This is a genomic window from Mesorhizobium sp. ORS 3428 (genome assembly GCF_001854785.1).
GTDB lineage: Bacteria > Pseudomonadota > Alphaproteobacteria > Rhizobiales > Rhizobiaceae > Mesorhizobium.
In genome coordinates this window covers 154,430-175,461 of record NZ_MDFL01000126.1, presented here as the reverse complement: position 1 = coordinate 175,461, position 21,032 = coordinate 154,430, and the positions used below count along the sequence as shown (strand labels likewise).

The 21,032-nt window shown below is 65.0% G+C and carries 20 protein-coding genes and 1 pseudogene; 12 read left to right on the top strand and 9 right to left on the bottom strand.

Translation table 11 applies throughout. The features are described from left to right. Nucleotides 1-83: 83 nt before the first annotated feature. The 8 genes and pseudogenes from ORS3428_RS19735 to ORS3428_RS19700 all read left to right on the top strand — a co-directional run bounded on the left by ORS3428_RS19735 (nucleotide 84) and on the right by ORS3428_RS19700 (nucleotide 8,045). A complete protein-coding gene (locus tag ORS3428_RS19735) occupies nucleotides 84-2,789 on the top strand; it encodes a DUF2339 domain-containing protein (RefSeq protein WP_071099955.1) in 2,706 nt (901 codons plus the stop codon). A gap of 57 nt (nucleotides 2,790-2,846) precedes the next feature. After that, on the top strand, nucleotides 2,847-3,089 hold the full coding sequence (locus tag ORS3428_RS19730) for a type II toxin-antitoxin system VapB family antitoxin (RefSeq protein ID WP_071099954.1): 243 nt from the start codon (nucleotides 2,847-2,849) through the stop codon (nucleotides 3,087-3,089). After that, nucleotides 3,086-3,505 (top strand): annotated as a pseudogene (locus tag ORS3428_RS34450) (type II toxin-antitoxin system VapC family toxin). The gene ORS3428_RS19730 and the pseudogene ORS3428_RS34450 overlap by 4 nt, the downstream one beginning before the upstream one ends. A 161-nt stretch (nucleotides 3,506-3,666) precedes the next feature. After that, on the top strand, nucleotides 3,667-4,185 hold the full coding sequence (locus ORS3428_RS19720; RefSeq protein ID WP_071100259.1) for an RNA polymerase sigma factor: 519 nt from the start codon (nucleotides 3,667-3,669) through the stop codon (nucleotides 4,183-4,185). Next, the gene (locus ORS3428_RS19715; RefSeq protein WP_071099953.1) at nucleotides 4,182-4,976 is read left to right on the top strand and encodes an anti-sigma factor family protein; all 795 of its coding nucleotides are present in this window, start codon (nucleotides 4,182-4,184) and stop codon (nucleotides 4,974-4,976) included. Before ORS3428_RS19720 ends, ORS3428_RS19715 begins: the two co-directional genes overlap by 4 nt. 204 nt (nucleotides 4,977-5,180) lie before the next feature. Then, nucleotides 5,181-6,278 carry a peptidase C39 family protein gene (locus ORS3428_RS19710; RefSeq protein ID WP_071099952.1) on the top strand — a complete coding sequence of 366 codons (1,098 nt, stop codon included), beginning with the start codon at nucleotides 5,181-5,183 and terminating at the stop codon, nucleotides 6,276-6,278. A 4-nt stretch (nucleotides 6,279-6,282) separates the two neighbouring features. Beyond that, nucleotides 6,283-7,737, top strand: coding sequence for a RimK family protein (locus ORS3428_RS19705; protein WP_071099951.1), 1,455 nt, complete (start codon nucleotides 6,283-6,285; stop codon nucleotides 7,735-7,737). Nucleotides 7,738-7,772: 35 nt separating this feature from the next. Continuing rightward, complete coding sequence (locus tag ORS3428_RS19700; RefSeq protein WP_071099950.1) at nucleotides 7,773-8,045, top strand: DUF3303 domain-containing protein; 273 nt, start codon at nucleotides 7,773-7,775, stop codon at nucleotides 8,043-8,045. Nucleotides 8,046-8,054: 9 nt separating this feature from the next. On the opposite strand, the gene ORS3428_RS19695 is transcribed toward ORS3428_RS19700, so the two are convergent. After that, nucleotides 8,055-8,990, bottom strand: coding sequence for a LysR substrate-binding domain-containing protein (locus tag ORS3428_RS19695; RefSeq protein WP_071100258.1), 936 nt, complete (start codon nucleotides 8,988-8,990; stop codon nucleotides 8,055-8,057). Nucleotides 8,991-9,075: 85 nt separating this feature from the next. On the opposite strand from ORS3428_RS19695, the gene ORS3428_RS19690 reads away from it, so the two are divergent. Further along, the gene (locus ORS3428_RS19690) at nucleotides 9,076-9,993 is read left to right on the top strand and encodes a fatty acid desaturase family protein (protein WP_071099949.1); all 918 of its coding nucleotides are present in this window, start codon (nucleotides 9,076-9,078) and stop codon (nucleotides 9,991-9,993) included. Nucleotides 9,994-10,008: 15 nt separating this feature from the next. On the opposite strand, the gene ORS3428_RS19685 is transcribed toward ORS3428_RS19690, so the two are convergent. The 3 genes from ORS3428_RS19685 to ygfZ form a co-directional block, all read right to left on the bottom strand. Next, on the bottom strand, nucleotides 10,009-12,150 hold the full coding sequence (locus ORS3428_RS19685) for a putative bifunctional diguanylate cyclase/phosphodiesterase (protein WP_071099948.1): 2,142 nt from the start codon (nucleotides 12,148-12,150) through the stop codon (nucleotides 10,009-10,011). 66 nt (nucleotides 12,151-12,216) lie between these two features. Next, the gene (locus ORS3428_RS19680) at nucleotides 12,217-12,855 is read right to left on the bottom strand and encodes a YfbR-like 5'-deoxynucleotidase (RefSeq protein ID WP_071099947.1); all 639 of its coding nucleotides are present in this window, start codon (nucleotides 12,853-12,855) and stop codon (nucleotides 12,217-12,219) included. Continuing rightward, entirely contained in the window at nucleotides 12,855-13,718 is an 864-nt protein-coding gene (ygfZ, locus tag ORS3428_RS19675; RefSeq protein ID WP_071099946.1) for a CAF17-like 4Fe-4S cluster assembly/insertion protein YgfZ, read from the bottom strand. The genes ORS3428_RS19680 and ygfZ overlap by 1 nt, the downstream gene beginning before the upstream one ends. Nucleotides 13,719-13,802: 84 nt before the next feature. On the opposite strand from ygfZ, the gene ORS3428_RS19670 reads away from it, so the two are divergent. After that, nucleotides 13,803-15,158, top strand: a complete 1,356-nt coding sequence (locus ORS3428_RS19670) for a dihydroorotase (protein ID WP_071099945.1) — start codon at nucleotides 13,803-13,805, stop codon at nucleotides 15,156-15,158. 74 nt (nucleotides 15,159-15,232) lie between these two features. Here ORS3428_RS19670 and ORS3428_RS19665 read toward each other — a convergent pair whose 3' ends face one another. The 4 genes from ORS3428_RS19665 to ORS3428_RS19650 form a co-directional block, all read right to left on the bottom strand. Continuing rightward, nucleotides 15,233-16,030 carry a hypothetical protein gene (locus tag ORS3428_RS19665; RefSeq protein WP_071100257.1) on the bottom strand — a complete coding sequence of 266 codons (798 nt, stop codon included), beginning with the start codon at nucleotides 16,028-16,030 and terminating at the stop codon, nucleotides 15,233-15,235. A 95-nt stretch (nucleotides 16,031-16,125) separates the two neighbouring features. Beyond that, nucleotides 16,126-16,383 carry a hypothetical protein gene (locus ORS3428_RS19660; protein WP_071099944.1) on the bottom strand — a complete coding sequence of 86 codons (258 nt, stop codon included), beginning with the start codon at nucleotides 16,381-16,383 and terminating at the stop codon, nucleotides 16,126-16,128. Nucleotides 16,384-16,752: 369 nt separating this feature from the next. Next, nucleotides 16,753-17,130: a TIGR02301 family protein gene (locus tag ORS3428_RS19655; RefSeq protein ID WP_071099943.1), complete on the bottom strand. Its 378-nt coding sequence runs from the start codon at nucleotides 17,128-17,130 to the stop codon at nucleotides 16,753-16,755. Nucleotides 17,131-17,316: 186 nt separating this feature from the next. Next, complete coding sequence (locus ORS3428_RS19650; protein WP_071099942.1) at nucleotides 17,317-17,733, bottom strand: NUDIX hydrolase; 417 nt, start codon at nucleotides 17,731-17,733, stop codon at nucleotides 17,317-17,319. 228 nt (nucleotides 17,734-17,961) lie between these two features. Here ORS3428_RS19650 and ORS3428_RS19645 point away from each other — a divergent pair, with 228 nt between their 5' ends. Next, nucleotides 17,962-18,723 (top strand): SOS response-associated peptidase, encoded by a 762-nt coding sequence (locus ORS3428_RS19645; RefSeq protein WP_071099941.1) that lies wholly within the window; start codon nucleotides 17,962-17,964, stop codon nucleotides 18,721-18,723. A gap of 103 nt (nucleotides 18,724-18,826) precedes the next feature. Here ORS3428_RS19645 and ORS3428_RS32575 read toward each other — a convergent pair whose 3' ends face one another. After that, nucleotides 18,827-18,982 (bottom strand): hypothetical protein, encoded by a 156-nt coding sequence (locus ORS3428_RS32575; RefSeq protein WP_108723101.1) that lies wholly within the window; start codon nucleotides 18,980-18,982, stop codon nucleotides 18,827-18,829. Nucleotides 18,983-19,362: 380 nt separating this feature from the next. Here ORS3428_RS32575 and cysS point away from each other — a divergent pair, with 380 nt between their 5' ends. Continuing rightward, nucleotides 19,363-20,814 (top strand): cysteine--tRNA ligase, encoded by a 1,452-nt coding sequence (gene cysS, locus ORS3428_RS19640; protein WP_071099940.1) that lies wholly within the window; start codon nucleotides 19,363-19,365, stop codon nucleotides 20,812-20,814. Nucleotides 20,815-21,032: the final 218 nt, after the last annotated feature.

Below are 21,032 nucleotides of genomic sequence, written 5' to 3'. Positions count from 1 at the left end.
CAGGCTGGCCAAGCGCTGATTTCAATAGCCGTGCCATTGTCGTATTGTCGGCCACGACTGGCACGGTTTTGAGGGGAACCGCCATGTTTTTCAGCCTGATTGCCATTGCCGCCGTCATCGCTTTGTTCGTCATCATTTCACGCCAGCAAACCCGCATCGGCTTGATCGAGCGCGAGCTTGGCGCGCTGCGCAGCCTGGTGCTTTCGGGTGTCCCGCAGCCCGCTGCCAGGACTGACGAGGCGGCGGAAGCTGCCCGGCACGAAGCTCCCGCCGCGCCGCCGGCAGGTGAAGCCGCCCCGCAAGCCGCTCCCGCGGCGCCCGACGAGCCCACAAACGGGGAACCGGCCCAAGCGGGCGAGGGGACTCCGTCCGAACCTGCCGGACAGGCGGCGCAACCTGCCGCGTCGGCGCAAGCGGCTGGGCCTGCTATGGCCGCGCGCAACGTCGAGACGGCGCTCGGCACGCGCTGGGCGGTCTGGGTCGGCGGCATCGCGCTGGCGCTGGGCGGCCTCTTCCTGATCCGCTACACAATCGAGGCCGGCATTTTCGGCCCCGGCGTGCGCCTCACCATGGCCGGTATCCTCGGCCTCGTGCTGGTTGCCGGCGCCGAGTTCATCCGCCGCACCGGTTTCAGGGTGCCGGTGCAGGGTGTAGCCGGCGCCTATATCCCGGCGATCCTGACCGCAGCCGGCGCCTTCATCCTGTTCGGCACCGTCTATGCCGCGCATGGCATCTATGGCTTTATCGGCCCGGCGCTCGCCTTCACGCTTCTCGGCGCCATCGGCATCGCCACCCTCGCCGCTTCGCTGGTCCACGGCCTGGCCCTGGCCGGCATCGGCCTGCTCGGCGCCATGCTCACGCCGATGCTGGTCGCCTCCGAGGCGCCCAATCCGTGGGCGCTGTTCGTCTATCTGGCGATCGTGCTTGCCGCCACCGCGGCAATCGCCCGCATCCGCGACTGGACCGCGCTGGTCGCCGCGGCTTTCGCCGGCAGCGGCATCTGGACCATCCTCTACATGCTCGACACGCCGGAGGTGAACCTCGCCGCCGTTCTGTTCATCAGCCTCGCCTCGCTTGCCGTGCTCACCTTGGTCTGGCTCGGCCGGCGCGACGATGCGGAGCCCGGCTTCGACTGGCCGTCGATCGCGCCCGGCTTCTTCGTTGCGCTGACGGCGCTCGCCCTGGCCGTCGATCCCGTCTTTGCCAAGGCGGGCTATGCCTTGCATGGCGCGGTGCTGCTTGCAGCCCTTGTCGCTGTGGCGCTCTACCGGCCGCGTGGTCTGCCGCTCCTCTTCGCCGCCGGCCTGGCGACGGTGGTGATCTATCTCGGCATCATCCCGCCCGCCACCATCGGCGCCGACGCGCTCGATGTCGGCCTGGGCGCCGAGCCGTTGGYCACCTCCGACACGCTGACCTTCCGCATCGGCATCGYGCTCGCGCTGATCTTCATTGCCGCCGGCTTCTGGGCCGCGCGCCGCTTCACAGCCACAGCGCCGGTGCGTGCCGCGTCCTGGGCGGCATGGGGCGTGATTGCGCCTCTGGTGGTGCTCACCGCGCTCTGGCTCACCTTCGGCGACATCGACCGCGACTTACGCTATGCGCTGCCCGCGCTGCTTCTGACCCTGGTGTTTGCTGCAGGCGGCGAGTGGATCGCGCGCGCCGAGGAACCGCCGCTCGGCGGCGGCCCCGCCGTCACCTTCGCGCTCGCCGGCGCCGGCGTTGCCGGCCTCCTGATGCTGCATATGGCTTTCGGTTCGGGCTGGACCACTGTGCTGCTCGGCGCCGCTGCCGTGGTGCCGGCGCTGGCGACGCGCTGGCGCGCCTATCCGGTGCTGGGCTGGATCGCTGTCGGCGCCGCGGTCGCAGCGCTCGGCCGCGTCGCCTTCGATCCGACCATCGTCGGCGCGGCCGCGCTGTCGAGGACGCCGGTCTTCAACTGGCTGCTGCCCGGCTACGGCGCGCCGGCGCTGGCCTTCGGCTTCGCCGCCTGGCAGCTGGCGCGCACCACCAATGGCCGGCCTCGCCTTGCCATGGAAGCGGCCTCGGCGCTGTTTGCGCTGCTCACCATTGCCATGCTGGTGCGCCACGCCATGCATGGCGGCGTCATCGACACCGGCGCCGTGACCCTCGCCGAGCAGGCGATCTACACGCTGATCGCGCTCGGCGCCGGCGCTATCCTCGTCACTATCGACATGCGCTCGCCGAGCTCGGTGCTGCGCTACGGCTCGATCGCCGCCGGCGTCGTCTCGGCGGGTCTCATCGCCGTCCAGCATTTCGCGGTGCTGAACCCACTCGTAACGGACGAATCGACCGGCAAGATTCCGTTCTTCAACCTGTTGTTCCTCGCCTACCTGCTGCCGGCGGTCGCCGCCGGCGCGTTGGCGCTTTATGTCCGCGACAAGCGCCCGAGATGGTATGCGGCGATGCTGGCGCTGGTCGCCTCGCTGCTTGCCTTCGCCTATGCGACGCTTCAGGTCCGGCGCCTGTTCAAGGGAGAGTTCATCGGCCTGTGGAGCGGCCTCGGCCAGCTTGAGACCTACACCTATTCGGCGCTCTGGCTGGTCATCGGCGTGGCGCTGCTCACCGCCGGCGTTTGGCTGAGGTCGCAGGTGCTGCGCATCGCGTCGGCCGCGCTGATCGCGGTCGCGGTGCTGAAAGTCTTCCTCTTCGACATGTCGGAGCTGGAAGGCGTGCTGCGCGCGCTCTCCTTCATCGGGCTGGGCGCCGTGCTGATCGGCATCGGCCTGTTCTATCAGCGGCTGCTGACACGGGCGGCGAGAGAGGGGTGAAGCTAGCGCCTGAATATTCAAAATCGAATATATGAATATTCGACAGGAGATATTCAGATGCCGCTCTATATCCGCGACGACGAGGTGGATGCGCTGGCCACGAAATTGCAGCGCGAGACAAACGCTCCGAGCAAGACCGAAGCGGTTCGGATCGCGCTTTTGCACGAGCTCGAGCGCAATCGCGCCCGCAAACCGCCGCGCGGGAGGATTGCCCTTCTTCAGGCACAATCTGCTGCACTGGGACCGTCCGATCCCAACTTCGACATGAAGGCGTTCATGGACCAGATGTGGGAGGACTGATGTTCATCGATGCGTCGGTCATCGTCGCAATTCTCGCCAAGGAGCCGGGTTGGGAAGAAATGCTCAAGCGGATTCCCGGCGCGATGGCCGCTGCTCGTTTCCGCGCTTGTCCGGCTTGAAGCCACGCTTGCCCTTGGCCGAGTAACCGATGGGGTGCCAAAAAGCCGACCTCCGCAATGCTCTCCGCAGCTCGCGATCTGGTCGATACATTCATTGTCGAGATCAACGCCCACAATGTCGTGATCGACGAAGATGTCGGCTCGCGAGCCATCGACGCCAGCATCCGCTATGGCAAGGTGGTCGGTCATCCGGCCGATCTCAATCTAGGAGACTGCTTCGCCTACGCTTGCGCCAAGGCGCTCAACGTTCCGCTGCTCTACAAGGGCGGTGATTTTCTGCAGACGGACCTAGCATAAATATAGCGTCGACAAGCGGATAGCCGGGAATAAACCGGCAGCCGCCGGCGTTGTTAAGGTGCTTGGGTACCGGAGCGGGTGGTCCGCTTCGCGCAGGCTGCTTGCGCCGCGTCGCGAAGGCGCGTTCAATCGGATGGAAAACGGCCTCGAAACAAGCGGTCATGGACGAAAAGAAGGCAGCGATCCTGAGCGAGATACCGCGATTGCGCCGCTATGCGCGCTCGCTGCTGCGCGACCGCGATTCCGCCGACGATCTCGTCCAGGACTGCCTGGAGCGGGCGCTTGTGCGACTCGACAACTGGCAGACTGGAGAAAGCCCCAGGAGGTGGCTGTTTACGATCATGCATCATCTGTTTATCGACCAGATGCGCAAGGTTAACCGGCGTGGCGAGTCGGCGATGCTGCCGCTCGAAGCCGGCGAAGCCCAGGCTGCGCCCGCCGATCAGGTCGAAACCATCGCCTCGCGCGAGATCATGGATGCCCTGCAGGCGATCAGCCCCGATCGCCGCGCGGCATTGGTCATGGTCGCCATCGAAGGCTTTTCCTACGCCGAGGCCGCCAACATCCTGGGCGTGCCGGCCGGCACGCTGATGTCGCGCATCGCGCGCGGCCGCGAGGAACTGCGCGGCCTGCTGGACGACTCCTCGCGCCGCCGCTCGATAAGGATTGTCGAGCGATGACCCGGCGCGATTTCACTGAACGCGATATCCATATGGCCCTCGACGGCGAGCTGCCGGGCGAGGACCGCATGGCCTATGAGGCCTGGCTGGAGGCCAATCCCGAGATGCGGGCGAAGAGCGCCCGCTATATCGCGGACCGCGCGGCGCTCCGCGCAGCCTTGGCCGGCGTCATGGACGAGCCGGTGCCGGCGCGGCTGAGGCAGGCGGTGCTTGGCGAAGCGCCGGCGAAGGCGCCGGCCTGGCGCTCGCGCTGGTGGCTTTCGGCGGCGGCCGCCGCCGTGCTGATGGTCGGCGGGCTCGGCGGCTATGTCGCCGGCATCGGCGGCATCGGCCGAAGCGATGACAGCGACGAGCAGCTCGCCGAGCAGGCGATCGCCGCCCATGTCATCTACGCCGGCGAGAAGCGTCACGCGGTCGAGGTGCCGGCGAGCGACAAGGATCATCTGCAGAGCTGGCTGTCCAACCGGGTGGGGCTGAAGCTGGTGCCGCCCAATCTCGTGGCCGAGGGCTTCGAGCTCGTCGGCGGCCGGCTGCTGCCTTCGGGGGAGCACGGCAAGGCCGCGATGCTGCTCTACGAGGATGCCAAGGGCGAGCGCATCTCGCTCTTCGTCACCGCGGAATCGGCCGCGACCGCCAAGGGCACCTATGCGGCCGAGGAGAACGGACCCGAGGCGGTTTACTGGCTGGATAAAGGCTATGGCTGTGCCGTCGTCGGCTCGCTGCCGCGCGAGCGCCTGTCGGAGGTCGCCAAAAGCGCCTACGGCCAGCTTCTGGCCGGAATTTCGAGTTGACGCCGGCTGCATTTTCCGCGGCCCGCGGCCTTGCAAACAGTGATCTTGTTCAAATACTTCGCGCTTCCTTGTCGCCCTGGAAAGTGTCACAATTCGGCCCAAATCAAGGAGCGATTGCGCGTAATATATGCTGGCGCTTCGGCCGGTGTTGCTTTTTGACCGGGGCCATTCCTTAAACCCAATCCGAGGGTCTCCCAAGCCCGCATGCCTGCCGAACTCCGCAAGGCCCGCGCGTCTGACGTCGATGACCTCGCCGCCATAGAGAAGGCTGTCTTCTCGGGTGACCGGCTTTCCCGCCGCTCCTTCCGTCAATTCATCGAGCGCGAGACCGCCGAGATGCTGGTGGCCGAGAATGACCGTCATGTCGCCGGTTACGCCGTGGTGCTGTTTCGCAAGGGCAGCGGCGTGGCCCGGCTCTACTCCATCGCTGTCGGCCCGTTCTTCGGCCGCCTCGGCATTGGACGCCAGCTCCTGGCCGCCGCCGAGGAGGCGGCGTATGAGCACGACCGCATGATGCTGAGGCTGGAGGTCCGCGAGGACAATCACCGCGCCATCCGCATCTACGAGCAGGCCGGTTATCGCAGGATCGGCCGCGAGCCCGACTATTACGAGGACGGCGCCACGGCGCTGCGCTACGAAAAGACGCTGCGCGGCGATATGCCGATCACCACCAAGGTGCCGTTCTACCAGCAGACCTGCGAGTTCACCTGCGGCCCGTGCTGCCTGATGATGGCGATGGCCAATTTCGACCGCGGCTTCGTGCCCGACCCGGTCATGGAAATCCGCCTGTGGCGCGAGGCGACGACGGTGTTCATGATGTCGGGGCCGGGCGGCTGCGAGCCATTCGGGCTGGCAGTTGCAGGCTATGAAAGCGGGCTTGCCGCGGAGATCTTCGTGTCCTTTCACGGAGCGCTGTTCCTGCAGTCGGTGAGGAGCGCGGAGAAGCGTCGGGTGATGGAGCTCGCCCAGGTCGACTTCCGCCACCGCGCCGAGCTTTACGGCATTCCGGTGAATTACCGTCCGTTCGGCATCGACGACATCCGCGCCGCCCTTGCCGAGGACAAGCTGGTGCTGGTGCTGGTCAGCGGCTTCCTGATGTTCGGCAAGAAGGTGCCACACTGGGTGCTCGCCATCGGAGACGACGGCGACCACATCCTGATCCACGATCCCTGGGTCGAGGATGAAAGCCAGGAGACGATCCTCGATGCCGCCAACATTCCCGTGCCTTACGGCATCTTCATGAACATGGCTCAGTTCGGCCGCGACGGGCTGCGCGCCGCCATCACTCTGGGAAAACGCTGAAACAATGACCTGGGTCATCCTCACAGGCAGGCAGAGCGACCTCGACCAGGTGGCGACGCCGCACAAGATCATCACCAACCGCGATTATCTCGCGCATCCGGCGCTCTTTCGCGGCCAGCGCCCGAAGGTGATCAACCTGTCCAACAATTACGGCTACCAGAGCCGCGGCTATTATGCCTCGCTGCTCGCCGGATCGCGCGGCCACAAGGTGATCCCGACGGTCGAGACCATGATCGACCTGTCGGAGCGCAAGCTCTACGAGAGCGCGCTGCCGGAGCTCGAGCTCGCACTCAACAAATGCCGCAAGGATCTCGGCGGAAGCTTCCCGTCGAAGGTCGCCGTCTTTTTCGGCATCGGCCCGTCGAAAGTCTGGGACCGGTTTGCCAAGCTGTTGTTCGACTGGTTTCGCGCCCCGGCGCTGGAGGTCCACATCAAGGACGCCGCCGAGTGGGCCTCCATCCGCAAGATCGGCTTCCTGCCGCTCGCCCGCATGACCGAGGAAGAAGAAAAACTCTTCCTGCAATGCCTGCAGACCTACACCAACCGCGAATGGCGCGACACCAAGGGCCGGACGCCCGCGCGCTACACTTTCGCGACGCTCGTCGACCCGCATGAGGAATTGCCGCCATCGGAGATTTCCTCGCTGCGCTATTGGGCAAGAATCGCCGAGAAGATGGGCGTCGAGGTCGAGCCCATCACCAGGAAGGATCTGGCCAAGCTCGCCAACTACGACGCGCTGTTCATCCGCGAGACCACCTCGATCTCAAACCACACCTACCGCTTCGCGCGCCGCGCCCAGCAGGAAGGCATGCCGGTGATCGACGATCCGCTGTCGATGATCCGCTGCACCAACAAGGTCTATCTCAACGAGCTGATGACCTACAACAAGGTGCCGGTGCCGCCGACGGTGATGATTGCCGGCCCTTCAGACTTGGAACTGGCGGCGCAGACGCTGGGCTTCCCGCTGGTGCTGAAGATCCCGGATTCGTCGTTCTCGCGCGGCGTCAAGAAATGCGAGAACCTTGCCGAGCTGACCAGGCTCGCGACAGAATGGCTGGAGGATTCCGACCTCCTCATCGCGCAGAAATTCATCCCGACCGAATATGACTGGCGCGTCGGCGTGCTCGGCGGCCAGCCGCTGTTTGCCGTCCACTATCTGATGGCCAAGAAGCACTGGCAGATCGTCAACCACAAGGCCAACGGCAAGCCGGACCAGGGCGGCATCAAGACCTTCACGCTGAAGCAGACGCCGCCGCATGTCGTGGAGACGGCGGTAAGGGCGGCAAAGTGCATCGGCGACGGGCTCTACGGCGTCGACCTCAAGGAGACGAAGGACGGCGTCTTCGTCATCGAGGTCAACGACAATCCCAATCTCGACCATGGCTGGGAGGATTCCGGCGAGAAGGATGAGGTCTGGGTGCGGCTGACGCAGTGGTTCCTGGAGCGCCTGGAACGCTAGCTGCTCGCATTTGCGAAAGGAATTGGGGGGCAAGGATGCTGTTTTTTGTGATCGAGGATTTTCGCGGCTGCGACCGCAAGGAGATCTACCGCCGCTTCCGCGATCGGGGCCGGCTGAAGCCCGACCAGCTCATCGTGCACCACAGCTGGATCGCCGGGGATATGAGCCGCTGCTTCCTCCTTGTCGAGGCCGACGACGTCACGCTGCTGCAGCGCTGGGTTATCGAATGGGCTGATCTGGTGGAGTTCGAGATCGTTCCCGTTGCCACCAGCAAGGACATGGTCGCGGCGCTGGCGGGGCACCTCTGACAGCGCCCGTCATCGCGAGCCGCCCGGCGAGGGGGCAATCAGCGCCGGAGACCTGACCGCACGCCGGCATTCATCGATCAGCCATTCGCGGAACGCGGCCACGACATCGCGCCTTGCGCTGCGTTCGGGGATCGTCAGGCAGTATGGCTGGCGCAGTTCCAGCGCGCGGGCGACAGGGCGGACCAGCCTGCYGTCTTCCAGCGCCTGGGCGCAATAAATGCCCTGCGCCAAAGCGACGCCGAGCCCCGAAATGGCGAGATCGAGCGCCGCCCGCGACGAGTTGGCCGAAAGGCCGCGCTGCGCGGCCCGACCCGGCTCGACGCGTGCAGCCTCGAACCAGTTGCGCCAGGACGGAAAGGAGGCGCCGGTCGGTCCCCAATCGGTGTGGATCAGCGGCAGGCCGCCAAGGTTTTCGGTCTTGATCGCGCGTGCAAGGCCGGGCGCGCAGACGGGATAGACGGCATCGCGGACGACGTCCTCGGTCGGGTGCTCGCGATAATGCGGGCCGTAGGACAGCCGGATGTCGATCAGTTCGCGGTCGAACGGCACCGGGTCGTCGTCGCCTCGGAGCGAAATGTCCGCGGCRCCATGGCTCGCGACAAAGCCCGCAAGACGCTCCGACACCCAGCCCATCGCCATCGATGGCGGCACCGAGACGACGAGMCTTGGCCGGAACGCATCGGCGCCGGCATCCCGCGCCACGCTGCCGATCTCCTGGAAGGCCATGGTGAGCCTTGGCAGCATCTCAACGCCGGCTTCGGTGAGCACGACGCGCCGGTTGACGCGATGGAACAGCTTTCGGCCCATCTGCTCCTCGACGGTGCGGATAAGCTGGCTGACGGYGGCCGCGGAGACCGAAAGCTCTTCCGCGGCCGCGGCGAAGCTGCCGGTGCGCGCCGCGGCCTCGAAGGCTTGAAGTCCGCGCAGGGAGGGAAGTGCGACCATGATGACCACAAAGATAAGGTAAGCTTATCTATTTTGCAGAATTCCTCGTTTTTCGAAAGGTTTCTTGCTGGTGTAGCTTGGTCCCATGAACGCAATCGACCGCAACGAAACCGTCGACCATCGCGATGTCATCGCATCGCTGACGAATGACGAGCGCAGCCGGCTGACCGGCAAGTCGGATTGGCCGGGCCTTGTCCAGTTCRCCATCCACCTCGGCGCCATCATCGTCATCGGCACGCTGACCGCGGTCGAGGTGCCTTTCTGGCCGCTGCTGATGCTGCCGCAGGGCATCCTGATCGTGTTCCTGTTCACGCTGCTGCATGAAACCGTGCATAGGACGGCGTTTGAAACGCAGTGGCTGAACGATGCGGTCGCGCGGCTGTGCAGCCTGGCGATCGCGCTGCCCGCCGACTGGTTCCGCTACTTCCACTTCGCCCATCACCGTTTCACGCAGGATCCGGAGAACGATCCGGAACTGGCCTTCCCGAAGCCCGAGACCTTGCGGCAGTACATTATCCACGTCTCCGGCCTGCCGGTGTGGCGGAGCCATTTCAAGACGCTCTACACCAACGCCACCGGCCGCTGCCGCGACAGCTACGTGCCGCCGAAGGGCTTGCCGAAAGTGCGCGCCGAGGCGCGGGCGATGATCGCCTGCTACGTCGTCGTGCTGGCGCTCGCTCTCTGGTTCAAGGCAACAGTGCTCATCTATGTCTGGATCGTGCCGGCGCTGCTCGGCCAGCCCTTCCTGAGGCTTTACCTGCTGGCTGAGCATGGCCGCTGCCCCTTCGTCGCCAACATGCTGGAAAACTCCAGGACGACGCTCACCAACTGGGTCGTGCGCAAGCTTGCCTGGAACATGCCCTACCATGCCGAGCACCACGCCTATCCTGGCGTGCCGTTCCACCAGTTGCCGGCATTCCATCGGCTGATCGAGCGGCATCTCAAGGTCGTCGAGCCCGGCTATGTGAGCTTCCACGAGAAATACATCGAGACGCYGCACTGACAGGCGCGCCTGGCGTCAGCCGGACTGGCGCAGTTTTTCCTGCGAGCGCAGCAACCGGCTTATCTCGGACGCCTTGGCTGGYACGCCGATCAGAAAACCTTGCGCCTCGCCGCAGCCGGCTTTGCGTAGCATGTCGAGCTGCGCTTCGGTCTCGACACCTTCGGCAGTGACGATGATGCCGAGTTCGGCGCCAAGCCCGATGACGGTGCGCACGATCGCCGCCGTGTCGCGTTGGTCGAGGTCGCGGATGAAGGAACGGTCGATCTTGATCTTGTCGACCGGGAAGCGCCGGAGATAGCCGAGCGACGAATAGCCGGTGCCGAAATCGTCGAGCGCGATGCGAACGCCGAGCCCGCGCAACTGGCTGAGCGTCCTCAACACCGTCTCGCTCTCATCCATCAGCACCGTTTCAGTGATTTCGAGTTCAAGCCTGCTGGCCGGAAGCCCGGAGGAGGCGAGCGCCGAGATCACGCCGCGGGCGAAGCCGCCGCTCTTGATCTGGGCCGGCGAGACATTAACCGCCATGCGAGCGTCCTGCGGCCAACTCGCCGCCACGCTGCAGGCCTTGCGCAGCGCCCAGTCACCGAGCTGCATGATCAGTCCGGTCTCCTCGGCCGCCGCGATGAAGTCTTCCGGCGACACCAGCCCGCGCGAGGGCGAGCGCCAGCGCATCAGCGCCTCAGCACCGACGATGTCGCCGGAGGCGATGTCGAGGATCGGCTGAAAATCCAGTTCGAACTCGCGCCGGGGGAGTGCCGCTTCGAGGTCGGCTTCGAGCGCACGGCGCTCCCGCACCGTGGCGTCCATGCCCGGCTCGAAGAAGCGGTAGACGTTGCGGCCTTCGCTCTTTCCCCGATAGAGCGCCATGTCGGCGTTGGTGAGCAGCGTGTCGGCATCCTGTCCGTCGCCGGGGTAGAGCGCGATGCCCAGGCTCACCCCGACATGCATCTCCCGGCCCTTGTCGCGATAGGGCTTTCCGATCACCTCGACGATGCGTCTTGCCAGCCTTTCGGCGTCGGTGGCTGCCGAGATGTTGGGTTGGATAATGGCGAATTCGTCGCCGCCGAAACGCGCCACAACGTCCTTATCGCTGCGCAGACAGTGCTGCAGGCGCTCGGCGACGCATTTGAGCAGCCAGTCGCCGGCCGGATGACCGAACGTGTCGTTGACGGCCTTGAAGCGATCGAGGTCGAGCCAGAAGATCGCCAGCGGCGCGACGTTGGGCTCGCTCAGGACCTGGTCGAGCCGCTCGCGGAACTTCGAACGGTTGGGCAGGTTGGTCAGCGTGTCGTGATGTGCAAGATGCGCCATACGCTCCTCGGCGCGACGGCGTTCGGTAACATCCTCGAAGGTCGCCACCCAGCCRCCGCCCGCGAGCGGCCGGCGCGACACGAGGAGTGTGCGGCCGTCGACAAGCGCGCGATAGGTCGAGCGTGCTTCGCCCGCCTCGAGGCTTGCCTCTGTCCTGGCGACTGCGGCATCGACGTCGATCGGCGCATAAATGCGGAGACGGACCAGCCTTTCCAGCATCTGGCGGTACGTTATGCCGAGCGGGAAATCCGCCGGCCTTGCGGGGCACAACTCAAGAAAGCGCTGGTTGCGCACGATCAGCCGGCCGTCGGCACTGTACATCAGCAGGCCTTGCGACATGTTGGCTAACGCGGCATCGAAGCGGCGGTGCTGCTCTTTTAGCTCCTCCTCGGCGCGCCGATGCTCCGTCACATCCTCATAGATCGACACCCAGCCGCCGGAAGCCAGCGGCCGGTGCGAGATGACGATGACGCGGCCGTCCGACAGCGTCTCCTCATAGGTCGAAGGCTTCGCACCGTCGATATAGGGCTTGCGAATGGCATAGAGCTCCTCGGCGCTTTGCGAGGCGATGCCGATATCGACGCTGTGCTGCAGGATGTCGAAGAAGCGGATGCCGGGCATCATCAGCTTGGCGTCGAGGCGGAAGATGTCGATGTAGTTGCGGTTGCATATGATCATCCGCTCTTCGGCATCGAACATGCACAGGCCATGCGACATGTTCTCGACGGCGGCTRCAAAGCGCTCGTTCTGCTCGTGGAGTTCCTTCGCTATCCGCCGCGCCGGGCCAATGCCGGCCGCCTTCCGCTTGCCTGCGGCCGAACCAGTCTTGACATGAGCGACGGGCATGAGCACGCCTGCGGACCTTAGAGCGAACGCAATACTGTCAGGGCCGCYGGTTAATTTAACGTTCTTTTACACGGTTGAGTTGGCGGCAGGAACAGTCTGCCGTTTCGATTCGAGCGCCGTGAAACGCTTCAGAAACGCCGCCTGCGCCCAGGTGACCGAACGCGGCGTGAAGTCGAAACGGTCGGCGGAGAAGCCGCGCGGCCGGCCGAAATACTCGGTCGCCTCCGCCGTCGAGAAGCCGGCAAGCAGGGTCGCCTCGTAATAGGCTGCGATCTGGTCGGCGCGCTTGATGTCCTTGAGCAGGCCTGGGCTGAGTTCCGCCGGCAGCGAAAAGCGCAGATGGATGGCGCGCTGCAGCTTCAGTTCGCACTCCTTGTAGGAGCCGCCCATCACCGACTTGAACGGCGAGATCATGTCGCCGATGACATATTCCGGCGCATCGTGCAGCAGCGCGGCGAGCCGCGCCTCGGCGGAAGCGGCCGGCACTAGCTCGCCGTAAAGCGCCTCGACCAGCAGTGAATGCTGCGCAACGGAAAAGGCGTGCTCGCCGCTGGTCTGGCCGTTCCAGCGGGCAACACGGGCAAGCCCATGCGCGATGTCGGCGATCTCGATGTCGAGCGGCGACGGGTCGAGCAGATCGAGTCGCCTCCCGGAGAGCATGCGTTGCCAGGCGCGCGGCGGCGCACCCGCCCGATCGGCCGCCATCAGGCATCCTCCGCGCTGGCAGCGTCCTGCGGGAAGGAGAACTTCGCCCAGGCAGGGATGGCAAGCGTCACTGGGATGTCATCGGCCATGATCTTCTCACCAGCATCGAGCGCTGCCTTGACACGGTCGATGCGGGCGATGGCGAGGCCGGTTTTGCCGCTGACCGAGCCGAGCGCCCCGACCGGCCGGCCGGCGACAGTGAGTTCGGTGGCGGGGGCGGGCAGGGGGCTYCCGGCCGAAGCGATCAGGACGCGGCGTCTCGCGGTGCCGCGATGCTGCATGCGCGAGACCACTTCCTGCCCGACATAGCAGCCCTTCTTGAAGCCGACGCCGCCGGCCTCGTCGAGCAGGACGTCGTGCGGGAAGGCGTCGCCGAGCTGGTAGTCGGAACCGCTCTCCGCAACCCCGTTGGCGATGCGCAGGGACTGCCATGCGTCGGCGTCGCCGCCGTCCCGTGCGCCGCCGCCATAGGTGCGCCTGACAGATACGTCGCGGAACCGGGTGTCGGCGAGCACCGTTGAATCAGAAGGTGAGGCGGTTGAATCATCGTCCCACGCAACCGTGACAAGTGCCTGATCCTGCTTGGCAATCTCAGCCTTTGCCCTTAGCCGGTAAAGCGTCAGCCGGCGCACAAAATCGTCCGCGATGTCGGCTCGGCATTCCAGCCGGAAGCCGTTCTCGCCGGCGCGCGAGATGAGAAAATCGAACAGGATCTTGCCTTGCGGCGAAAGCAGCGCGCCTGGCTTTGCTTCGCCGGCGCCGAGCGCATCGAGGTCGGGAGTGAGGATGTTCTGCAAAAAATGCTCGGCATCCGGGCCCGACACGGAAATGAGCGCGCGGTCTTTCAACAGGGCAAAGGGCATGAGCGTGAAGTCGGCCTGATCTTGCAAAAATGATGGTCATTACGTAAGCCGGCCACACTCCCCCCGCAAGAGATTGGACCTGCCATGGCAAGCACCTTCGACCTCATCCTGACAGGCGGCACGGTGGTCAACCATGATGGCGAGGGCCAGCGCGATGTCGGCGTGCGGGCAGGGCGCATCGCGGCCATAGGCGATCTCGGCCAGGCATCGGCCGGCGAGACCATCGACTGCCGCGGCCTGCACATCCTGCCGGGCGTCGTCGACAGCCAGGTRCATTTTCGCGAGCCGGGCCTGGAGCACAAGGAAGATCTGGAGACCGGTTCGCGCGCAGCGGTGCTGGGCGGCGTCACAGCCGTCTTCGAAATGCCCAACACCAATCCGCTGACCACCAGCGAAGCGGCGCTCGCCGATAAGGTGCGGCGTGCCACAGGCCGCATGCATTGCGACTTCGCCTTCTGGGTCGGCGGCACGCGCGACAATGCATCCGACGTCGGCGAGCTCGAGCGGCTGCCGGGGGCCGCCGGCATCAAGGTGTTCATGGGCTCGTCGACCGGCGACCTCTTGGTCGAGGACGATGAAGGCGTCGCTTCCATCCTGAGGAATACGCGGCGCCGCGCCGCCTTCCATTCGGAGGACGAGTTCCGGCTGCGCGAACGGCTTGGGCTCCGCGTCGAGGGCGATCCTGTGTCCCATCCGGTCTGGCGCGACGAAATCGCTGCGCTGCGGTGCACCGAGCGCCTGGTTCGCATCGCCAGACAAACCCGCGCGCGCATCCATGTGCTTCACATCTCGACGGCCGAGGAGATCACCTTCCTCGAACAGCACAAGGATGTCGCGACCTGTGAGGCGACGCCACATCATCTGACGCTGACAGCAGACGACTATGCGCGGCTGGGCACGCTGATCCAGATGAACCCGCCGGTGCGCGCGTCACGCCACCGCGACGGCGTCTGGCACGGCATTTCGCAAGGCATCGTCGACGTGCTCGGCTCCGACCACGCGCCGCATACGCTGGCCGAGAAGRCAAAGCCCTATCCCGCTTCGCCGTCGGGCATGACTGGCGTGCAGACGCTGGTGCCGATTATGCTCGACCATGTCAACGCCGGCCGGCTGACGCTGCAGCGCTTCGTCGACCTCTCCAGCCACGGCCCGCAGCGCATCTTCGGCATGGCGAGGAAGGGCCGCATCGCCGCCGGCTATGACGCCGACTTCACCGTTGTCGACCTGAAGCGGCGCGAGACAATCACCAACGCGCAGGCAGGCTCGARGGCCGGCTGGACGCCCTATGACGCTAAGGAGGTCACCGGCTGGCCGGTAGGCACCATCGTGCGCGGCAACAGGGTGATGTGGGAAGGCGAGATCGTCACGCCCGGTCAGGGCAGGGCGGTGGAGTTTGCCGAGGCGCTGGCGGTTTGGCGGCGCTCAGAACATGTCATGTAGCGATCCTTCGCGCCCCCCTCTGTCCTCCAGACCTTCGTTACCCCGGCGAGCTTGCGGACCTGCCGCCTGCTGCTTCAATCCCCCGCGACAAAAAACAGCCACTGGCCGGTGGGCGTGATGCCGACGCGGTAGAAGATGTAGGCGCCGAATTGCTTCATGTCGTCATAGTCGCTCGCCGTGACGAGCTTGAACAACTCGACGCGCTGCCTGGGCTCGAGCTTGTCGAGCGGGAGAGCGAAGAAATACGGCCAGACATAGAGCTCCTGCGGCGTGCCTGTGTCGACATGGACATAGCCGGCGCTGAGCACCTCTTCCAATATGGCCAGGATCTCCTGGCCGTCGCTGTCGCCGGACAGGCCCTTGAGGAAGGTGATCGGGTCGCCGTCGATGTCGCCGAGCGAAAGCTGCGTCATGGAATCGCCTGAGCCGATCAGCGGCCTCAGCTTTTCAATGTCGCCGCTCTTGCAGGCCTCGATGATCAGGCCGTGCATGCGCTTGACCGGCTCCGGCAGCGGGCCGAGGTCGTAGACGACCGGCGGCGGCGGTTGATCGGGATCGGCGTGCGGGCTGGTGATGCCGCCGCTGCCGGTCGGCGCCTGAGGCTCACTCTTGTCCGTGTCGTCGGTCGGCCGGTTGTCCTCGGAGGGTTTCGTGCCGATCGGGTCCGGCATCGGCACCATGGTACCCGGCGCGGCCGTGTCGTCACCTGCGGGCTGTGTGACCGGCGAAGGCAAATCCTCGCGCTGGATCTCGCTCAGTGCGTAGGCGGGGGTGCTGGCAAGGTAGATCGCCAGCGCAACGGCACAGCAGGAAGCGGCAATCCAAATGCTGAGGATCAGCCCGCGTGGGCGGCCTGACATCGAAAATCTCACGCCTTGCCTCTCCATGGTTCCCGGGCTCGCTCGGTCAAGGCGCGGGCACGATGCCAAGCGGCTCGTCRCCGTCAAAGGTTGCCAAGCGGGTCGGGCTAGTGTTTGAGCCGCTCCGGTTCGAAGGCGCCTGAGATCACCTTTTCCCGCATGYGGTCGAGCAGGTCGAGCGCCGAAGTCTCGCCATTGGCGCGCAGCATCTCGCCGAAGGCGGTTTCGAGGGCGGCCTCGGCGATGATTTCGGGCTCGATGCCGGCCGACAACCCTTCCGCCCAGGCTTCGCTGTGGCTTTCCACGGCGGTCAGACGCTTTTCTTCCCTGACCAACGCGTCGATGTCGCTGACACCATGTTCCATTGCGATGTCCACCCTTTGCAAGCGGCGATCCAACGATGGGTCGGGCTCGACCTGCCAGTTCACTCGCAGCCTCGAATAAGTGTTTGTAAATACGACATTTTTACGGTCGCCATCTACAAAAGCCGTCTTTTCGGGCCAGGCTGCGTTCAATCCGCATTCGAGCTTAGCCGATTAGACCAACTTGCGGCATCTAAACCTTCAGTTTGAGTTAATTCGACATTTGTGCACAAACGTTTCATTAACCTAGTTGCACAAGTGCAACATCAGACTGCACCAGGGCGCCCTCGGAAACAAGAAGCTGTCCACGATTGAGTGTCGGTTCCCACAAGGTGTCCGCGGCGGGCCGATGGCCGCGACCGGCACGGATACTCAATTCCCGTAGCGCGAAGCGATGTCACGTGACAGCGTCTCGCCTTCCTTCATGTAGCGGGCGATGGCCTCGGTGGCCGAAGGYGTGCATTGCGTGTAGGTGCCGCTGAAGGAGCGGTAGCCGCGGTTGAAGGAGGCGATGAAGCGGGCGCGCCGCTGCGGATCGGGATTCTCYGATTCGAGCAGCTTTTCCATCTCGACCCGCCACTGATCGCCTTTCTCGCCGCAGAGATTGCGCAGGAAATGCAGCGAGCCCAGCACCTCGGCGAGTCGCATCAGCCCGGGCTCGAACGGGGCCTCGGTGGCGAGCGCCGGCCGTGCCGCGACCGCCATGCTGACGGCGAGGCATGCGGCGAGGAGGGGTGAGGCGCGGGTCATAGACTTTATGTGACCAAACAATTCGTCGCCCGCAACCCGATTTTGGAAGGCTGTCGGCATTGCCCGCGAACGAATGCGCTTCCCTCGTTGCGGCCAACCTGTCGAGGTTCGCGCCGCCCCTCACTGCCGGCRGGCAGGTGAGGGGCAGCGCAGACGCCTGGAAGTCATAGCGTTGCGCTGTCGAGGCTACCGATGTGAATCGCCAAGCAACTCTCTTGCGACCTCAAGCACCGCATCGGCCAGCGGCATCTCCGCCATTTCCGCCAGCGTATAGAAGGCTGCCGTCTCGGCATCGTCGCTGGCCACCGGCTCRCCGCCGGCATAGGCCGCGCCGAAGACCGTCAGCAGATAGTCGACCGCGTGATTCTCGCTGCTGCCGTCGATATGGATGTCGCGCAGGGGACGGTAATCCTTCGCCGCGAGCCCGGTTTCCTCCGCAAGCTCGCGCGCCGCGGCTTGTACCCGCGTTTCGCCCGGCTCGACCTTGCCGCCGGGATAGGCATAGAGCCCTTGCGAGGGCGGCCGCGCGCGCTTCACCAGCAGCACCGTGCTGCCGCGCAAGACTGCGACGGAGACGGCGGGAACGACCTTGCGTGCTTCCATATCTAATAGCCTGTTGTGGACGCCTGGCCAGGTTCGGCCTTACCGGTTGCATGAGCACGGTTCCATCGCCACTTTGGGAAAATCCCAGGGCATGATCCCGAAAACTGTGCGCCGGTTTTTGCTTCGCTGACCTTCGCTTCTGGRAAAGATCATGCTCAAACAAAGAAGATAAAGCGGGATGACGATTCGAAGAAAAGTCGTCCTGCTCCAAAGTGACGAGCCGAGTTCATGGCCGGACGTTTTGCCCTGACAGCCACGCCGCACCAGACCGCCGCTTTTCTCGGCCTGGCGGAGCTGGAAGCGTTTCCGGCCCGCTACAACATCGCACCGACGCAGCCGGTGCTGATGGCGTTGGCCGGCCCGCCGCGGGCGCCCGGCTCCAATCTGCCGGACCGCCAGGCGATGCTGGTGCGCTGGGGCCTGATCCCGGCCTGGGCCAAGGACACCCGGGAATTTCCGCTGCTCTTCAACGCGCGCTCCGAAGGAGTGCTGGAAAAGGCCTCGTTCAAAACCGCGATGCGCCACCGCCGCGCCTTGGTGCCGGCTTCCGGCTTCTATGAATGGCAGCAGTCGGGCAGCGCCAAGGGCCAGCCTTACTGGATCCGGCCGCGGCACGGCGGGGTGATCGCCTTTGCTGGCCTTGTCGAGACCTATGCCGAGCCGGGCGGCTCAGAGATGGACACCGGCGCGATCCTTACCACGCGCGCCAATGCCGGCATCGCCCATATTCACGACCGCATGCCCGTGGTGATCGACGAGCGCGACTTCGCCCGCTGGCTGGATTGYCGCACGCAGGAGCCGCGCGACGTGCTCGACCTGCTCAAGCCCGCCGAGCCCGATTTCTTCGAGGCAATTCCGGTCTCCGACCTTGTCAACAAGGTCGCCAACACCGGGCCGGAGATTCAGCAGCGGGGCATCGTCGGGCAGCAGGCCGAGAAGGTCAGGGGCCGGAAGCCCGGCGCGAACGAAGACCAGATGACCCTGTTCTAAGCATGATCCCGAAAAGTGGGAACCGGTTTTCGGTCAAGATCACGCTCGACTAAGAGGTGCGCACGGCACCCTTATCGCCGGCGATTTGCGCCGGTCGTGCCGTTCAGGCGGCGCGCGGCGAAACGATCTTCTGCGCCGGCTTCTTCTTCTTCGCCGTGTGAAGAAGGGCTGCGACGATGGCCGCCGGGCCGATCGCTCGGTAGTGGCTGGTGAGGGCCGGTTGTGCCTGTCGGCTCTGTTCTTGCTTGCTTCGAGGCATTTTTCTCTTCCCTGGTAACGTGTCTGCGTTTGATGGCCGATTCCGACCAAATCGTGACATCCCGCGGTCTACCCCGAGAATGTTTCATCTCTGTGCCGAGATGCTTAATAATATGTTTCGGCCTGTCTTTACCTGTGATCCAGCGACCCCTTTCCTGACTGCGGCGACTTGACGGCAACACCGGCCGGCGCGATAAAGCCGCCCATGAAAACGTCTTTCGCCATTTGTGGCATTTGCATTATTGGCTAGCCTCGCGCTGGTCCGGACGTTTTCGCCTTATCTTCCCCCAGATTGGACAAACGCCCCGGCCAGCAGGCTGGTGTCCGCATTGCGCTTGGCGCAAGGCGGGGCTTTGCGAGTAACCAACCGGGAAGGCATGCATGTCTGACGCATCGAAGGGTCTCAGCCTCTACAACACGCTAACGCGGACGAAGCAGCGTTTCGTTCCGATCGACCCGAAAAATGTGCGCATGTATGTCTGCGGCCCGACCGTCTACGACTTTGCCCATATCGGCAATGCGCGGCCGGCGATCGTCTTCGACGTGCTGTTCCGTTTGCTGCGCCACATCTACGGCGAAACGCACGTCACCTATGTGCGCAACATCACGGATGTGGACGACAAGATCAACGCGAGGGCGCTCCGCGATTTCGGCGACGAGATCGCGGCCGGAAAGCTCACGCTGAACGACGCCATAAGGRAGGTCACCGAAAAGACCGCCGACCAGTATMACAAGGACGTCAAGGCCCTTGGCTGCCTGGAGCCGACTTTCGAGCCGCGCGCCACCGAATTCGTCGCGCCGCGCGCCGACGGCAAGGCAGACATGCTGTCGCTGATCGGGCAACTGATCGAGCGCGGCCATGCCTATGTCGCCGGCGGCGAGGTGCTGTTCGACACCGCCTCGATGCCGGACTATGGCGAGCTTTCGAAACGCAATCTCGACGAGCAGCAGGCGGGCGCCCGCATCGCCGTCGATGCGCACAAGAGGAACGCTGGCGACTTCGTACTGTGGAAACTTTCGACGCCGGAAGAGCCGGGCTGGGAAAGCCCGTGGGGCAGGGGCCGGCCGGGCTGGCATATCGAATGCTCGGCAATGTCGGCCGCCTATCTCGGCGAGGTCTTCGACATTCATGGTGGCGGCCTCGACCTGATCTTCCCGCACCACGAGAACGAGATCGCGCAGTCGCGCTGCGCCCACGGCACCAAGGTCATGGCCAATGTGTGGATGCACAACGGCTTCCTGCAGGTCGAGGGCCAGAAGATGTCGAAGAGCCTCGGCAATTTTTATTCGATCCATGAACTGCTGGAGGCGAAGACCTTCGGCGGCCGCAACTGGCCGGGCGAGGTGCTGCGGTTGGCGATGCTGATGACGCATTACCGCGAGCCGATCGACTTTTCCGTGCGCAAGCTGGAGGAGGCCGAGAACACGCTGCGCAAATGGAAGCGTGCGGCGGACCTTGCTCCGACCGCCGCGCAGCAATTGCCGGGCGACGTTGTGGAAGCGCTGTCGGATGATCTCGCCAACTACGCCGCCTTCCAGCGGCTGACCCAGCTCGCCGGCGAGGCGGCCGAATTCGGCGGCGACGGCGAGAACGCCGCGGCGGCCTCTTTGAAAGCAGCGCTCGCCTTCCTCGGCTTCGACGTCGGCGCGGCCGCGGTGGACGAGGCCGCGATCGCCAAGGCGATCGCCGACCGCCTGGCGCTGATCGCGGCGAAGAACTGGGCCGAGGCCGACCGCGTGCGCGAGGAGCTCCTGGCCCAGGGCGTGCAGCTCAAGGACGGCAAGGACCCCGCCACCGGCCAGCGCGTGACGACATGGGAGATCAAGCGGTGAGGGGTCTTAGGCGATTGGCGAAGGCGCCGGTGCCGGCTGATCTCCCCCCTTGCGGGGGAGATGCCCGGCAGGGCAGAGGGGGGTGTGAAGGAACGCCGACCTTCGCGGACGCCCTTGCCGGCAATGAGCATGTCCTGAAAGCTCAGCGATCTTCCGTTGATACGTTGGAGGGACAGCACCCCCCTCTGTCCTGCCGGACATCTCCCCCGCAAGGGGGG

What these genes read in the sequence shown, in the direction of transcription:
- ORS3428_RS19700 (WP_071099950.1), top strand. Translation starts at nt 7,773, where the DNA reads ATGCTGTTTTTTGTGATCGAGGATTTTCGCGGCTGCGACCGCAAGGAG.
- ORS3428_RS19710 (WP_071099952.1), top strand. Translation starts at nt 5,181, where the DNA reads ATGCCTGCCGAACTCCGCAAGGCCCGCGCGTCTGACGTCGATGACCTC.
- ORS3428_RS19730 (WP_071099954.1), top strand. Translation starts at nt 2,847, where the DNA reads ATGCCGCTCTATATCCGCGACGACGAGGTGGATGCGCTGGCCACGAAA.
- ORS3428_RS19705 (WP_071099951.1), top strand. Translation starts at nt 6,283, where the DNA reads ATGACCTGGGTCATCCTCACAGGCAGGCAGAGCGACCTCGACCAGGTG.
- ORS3428_RS19715 (WP_071099953.1), top strand. Translation starts at nt 4,182, where the DNA reads ATGACCCGGCGCGATTTCACTGAACGCGATATCCATATGGCCCTCGAC.
- ORS3428_RS32575 (WP_108723101.1), bottom strand. Translation starts at nt 18,982, where the DNA reads ATGCCTCGAAGCAAGCAAGAACAGAGCCGACAGGCACAACCGGCCCTC.
- ORS3428_RS19680 (WP_071099947.1), bottom strand. Translation starts at nt 12,855, where the DNA reads ATGGCGGCCGATCGGGCGGGTGCGCCGCCGCGCGCCTGGCAACGCATG.
- ORS3428_RS19720 (WP_071100259.1), top strand. Translation starts at nt 3,667, where the DNA reads ATGGACGAAAAGAAGGCAGCGATCCTGAGCGAGATACCGCGATTGCGC.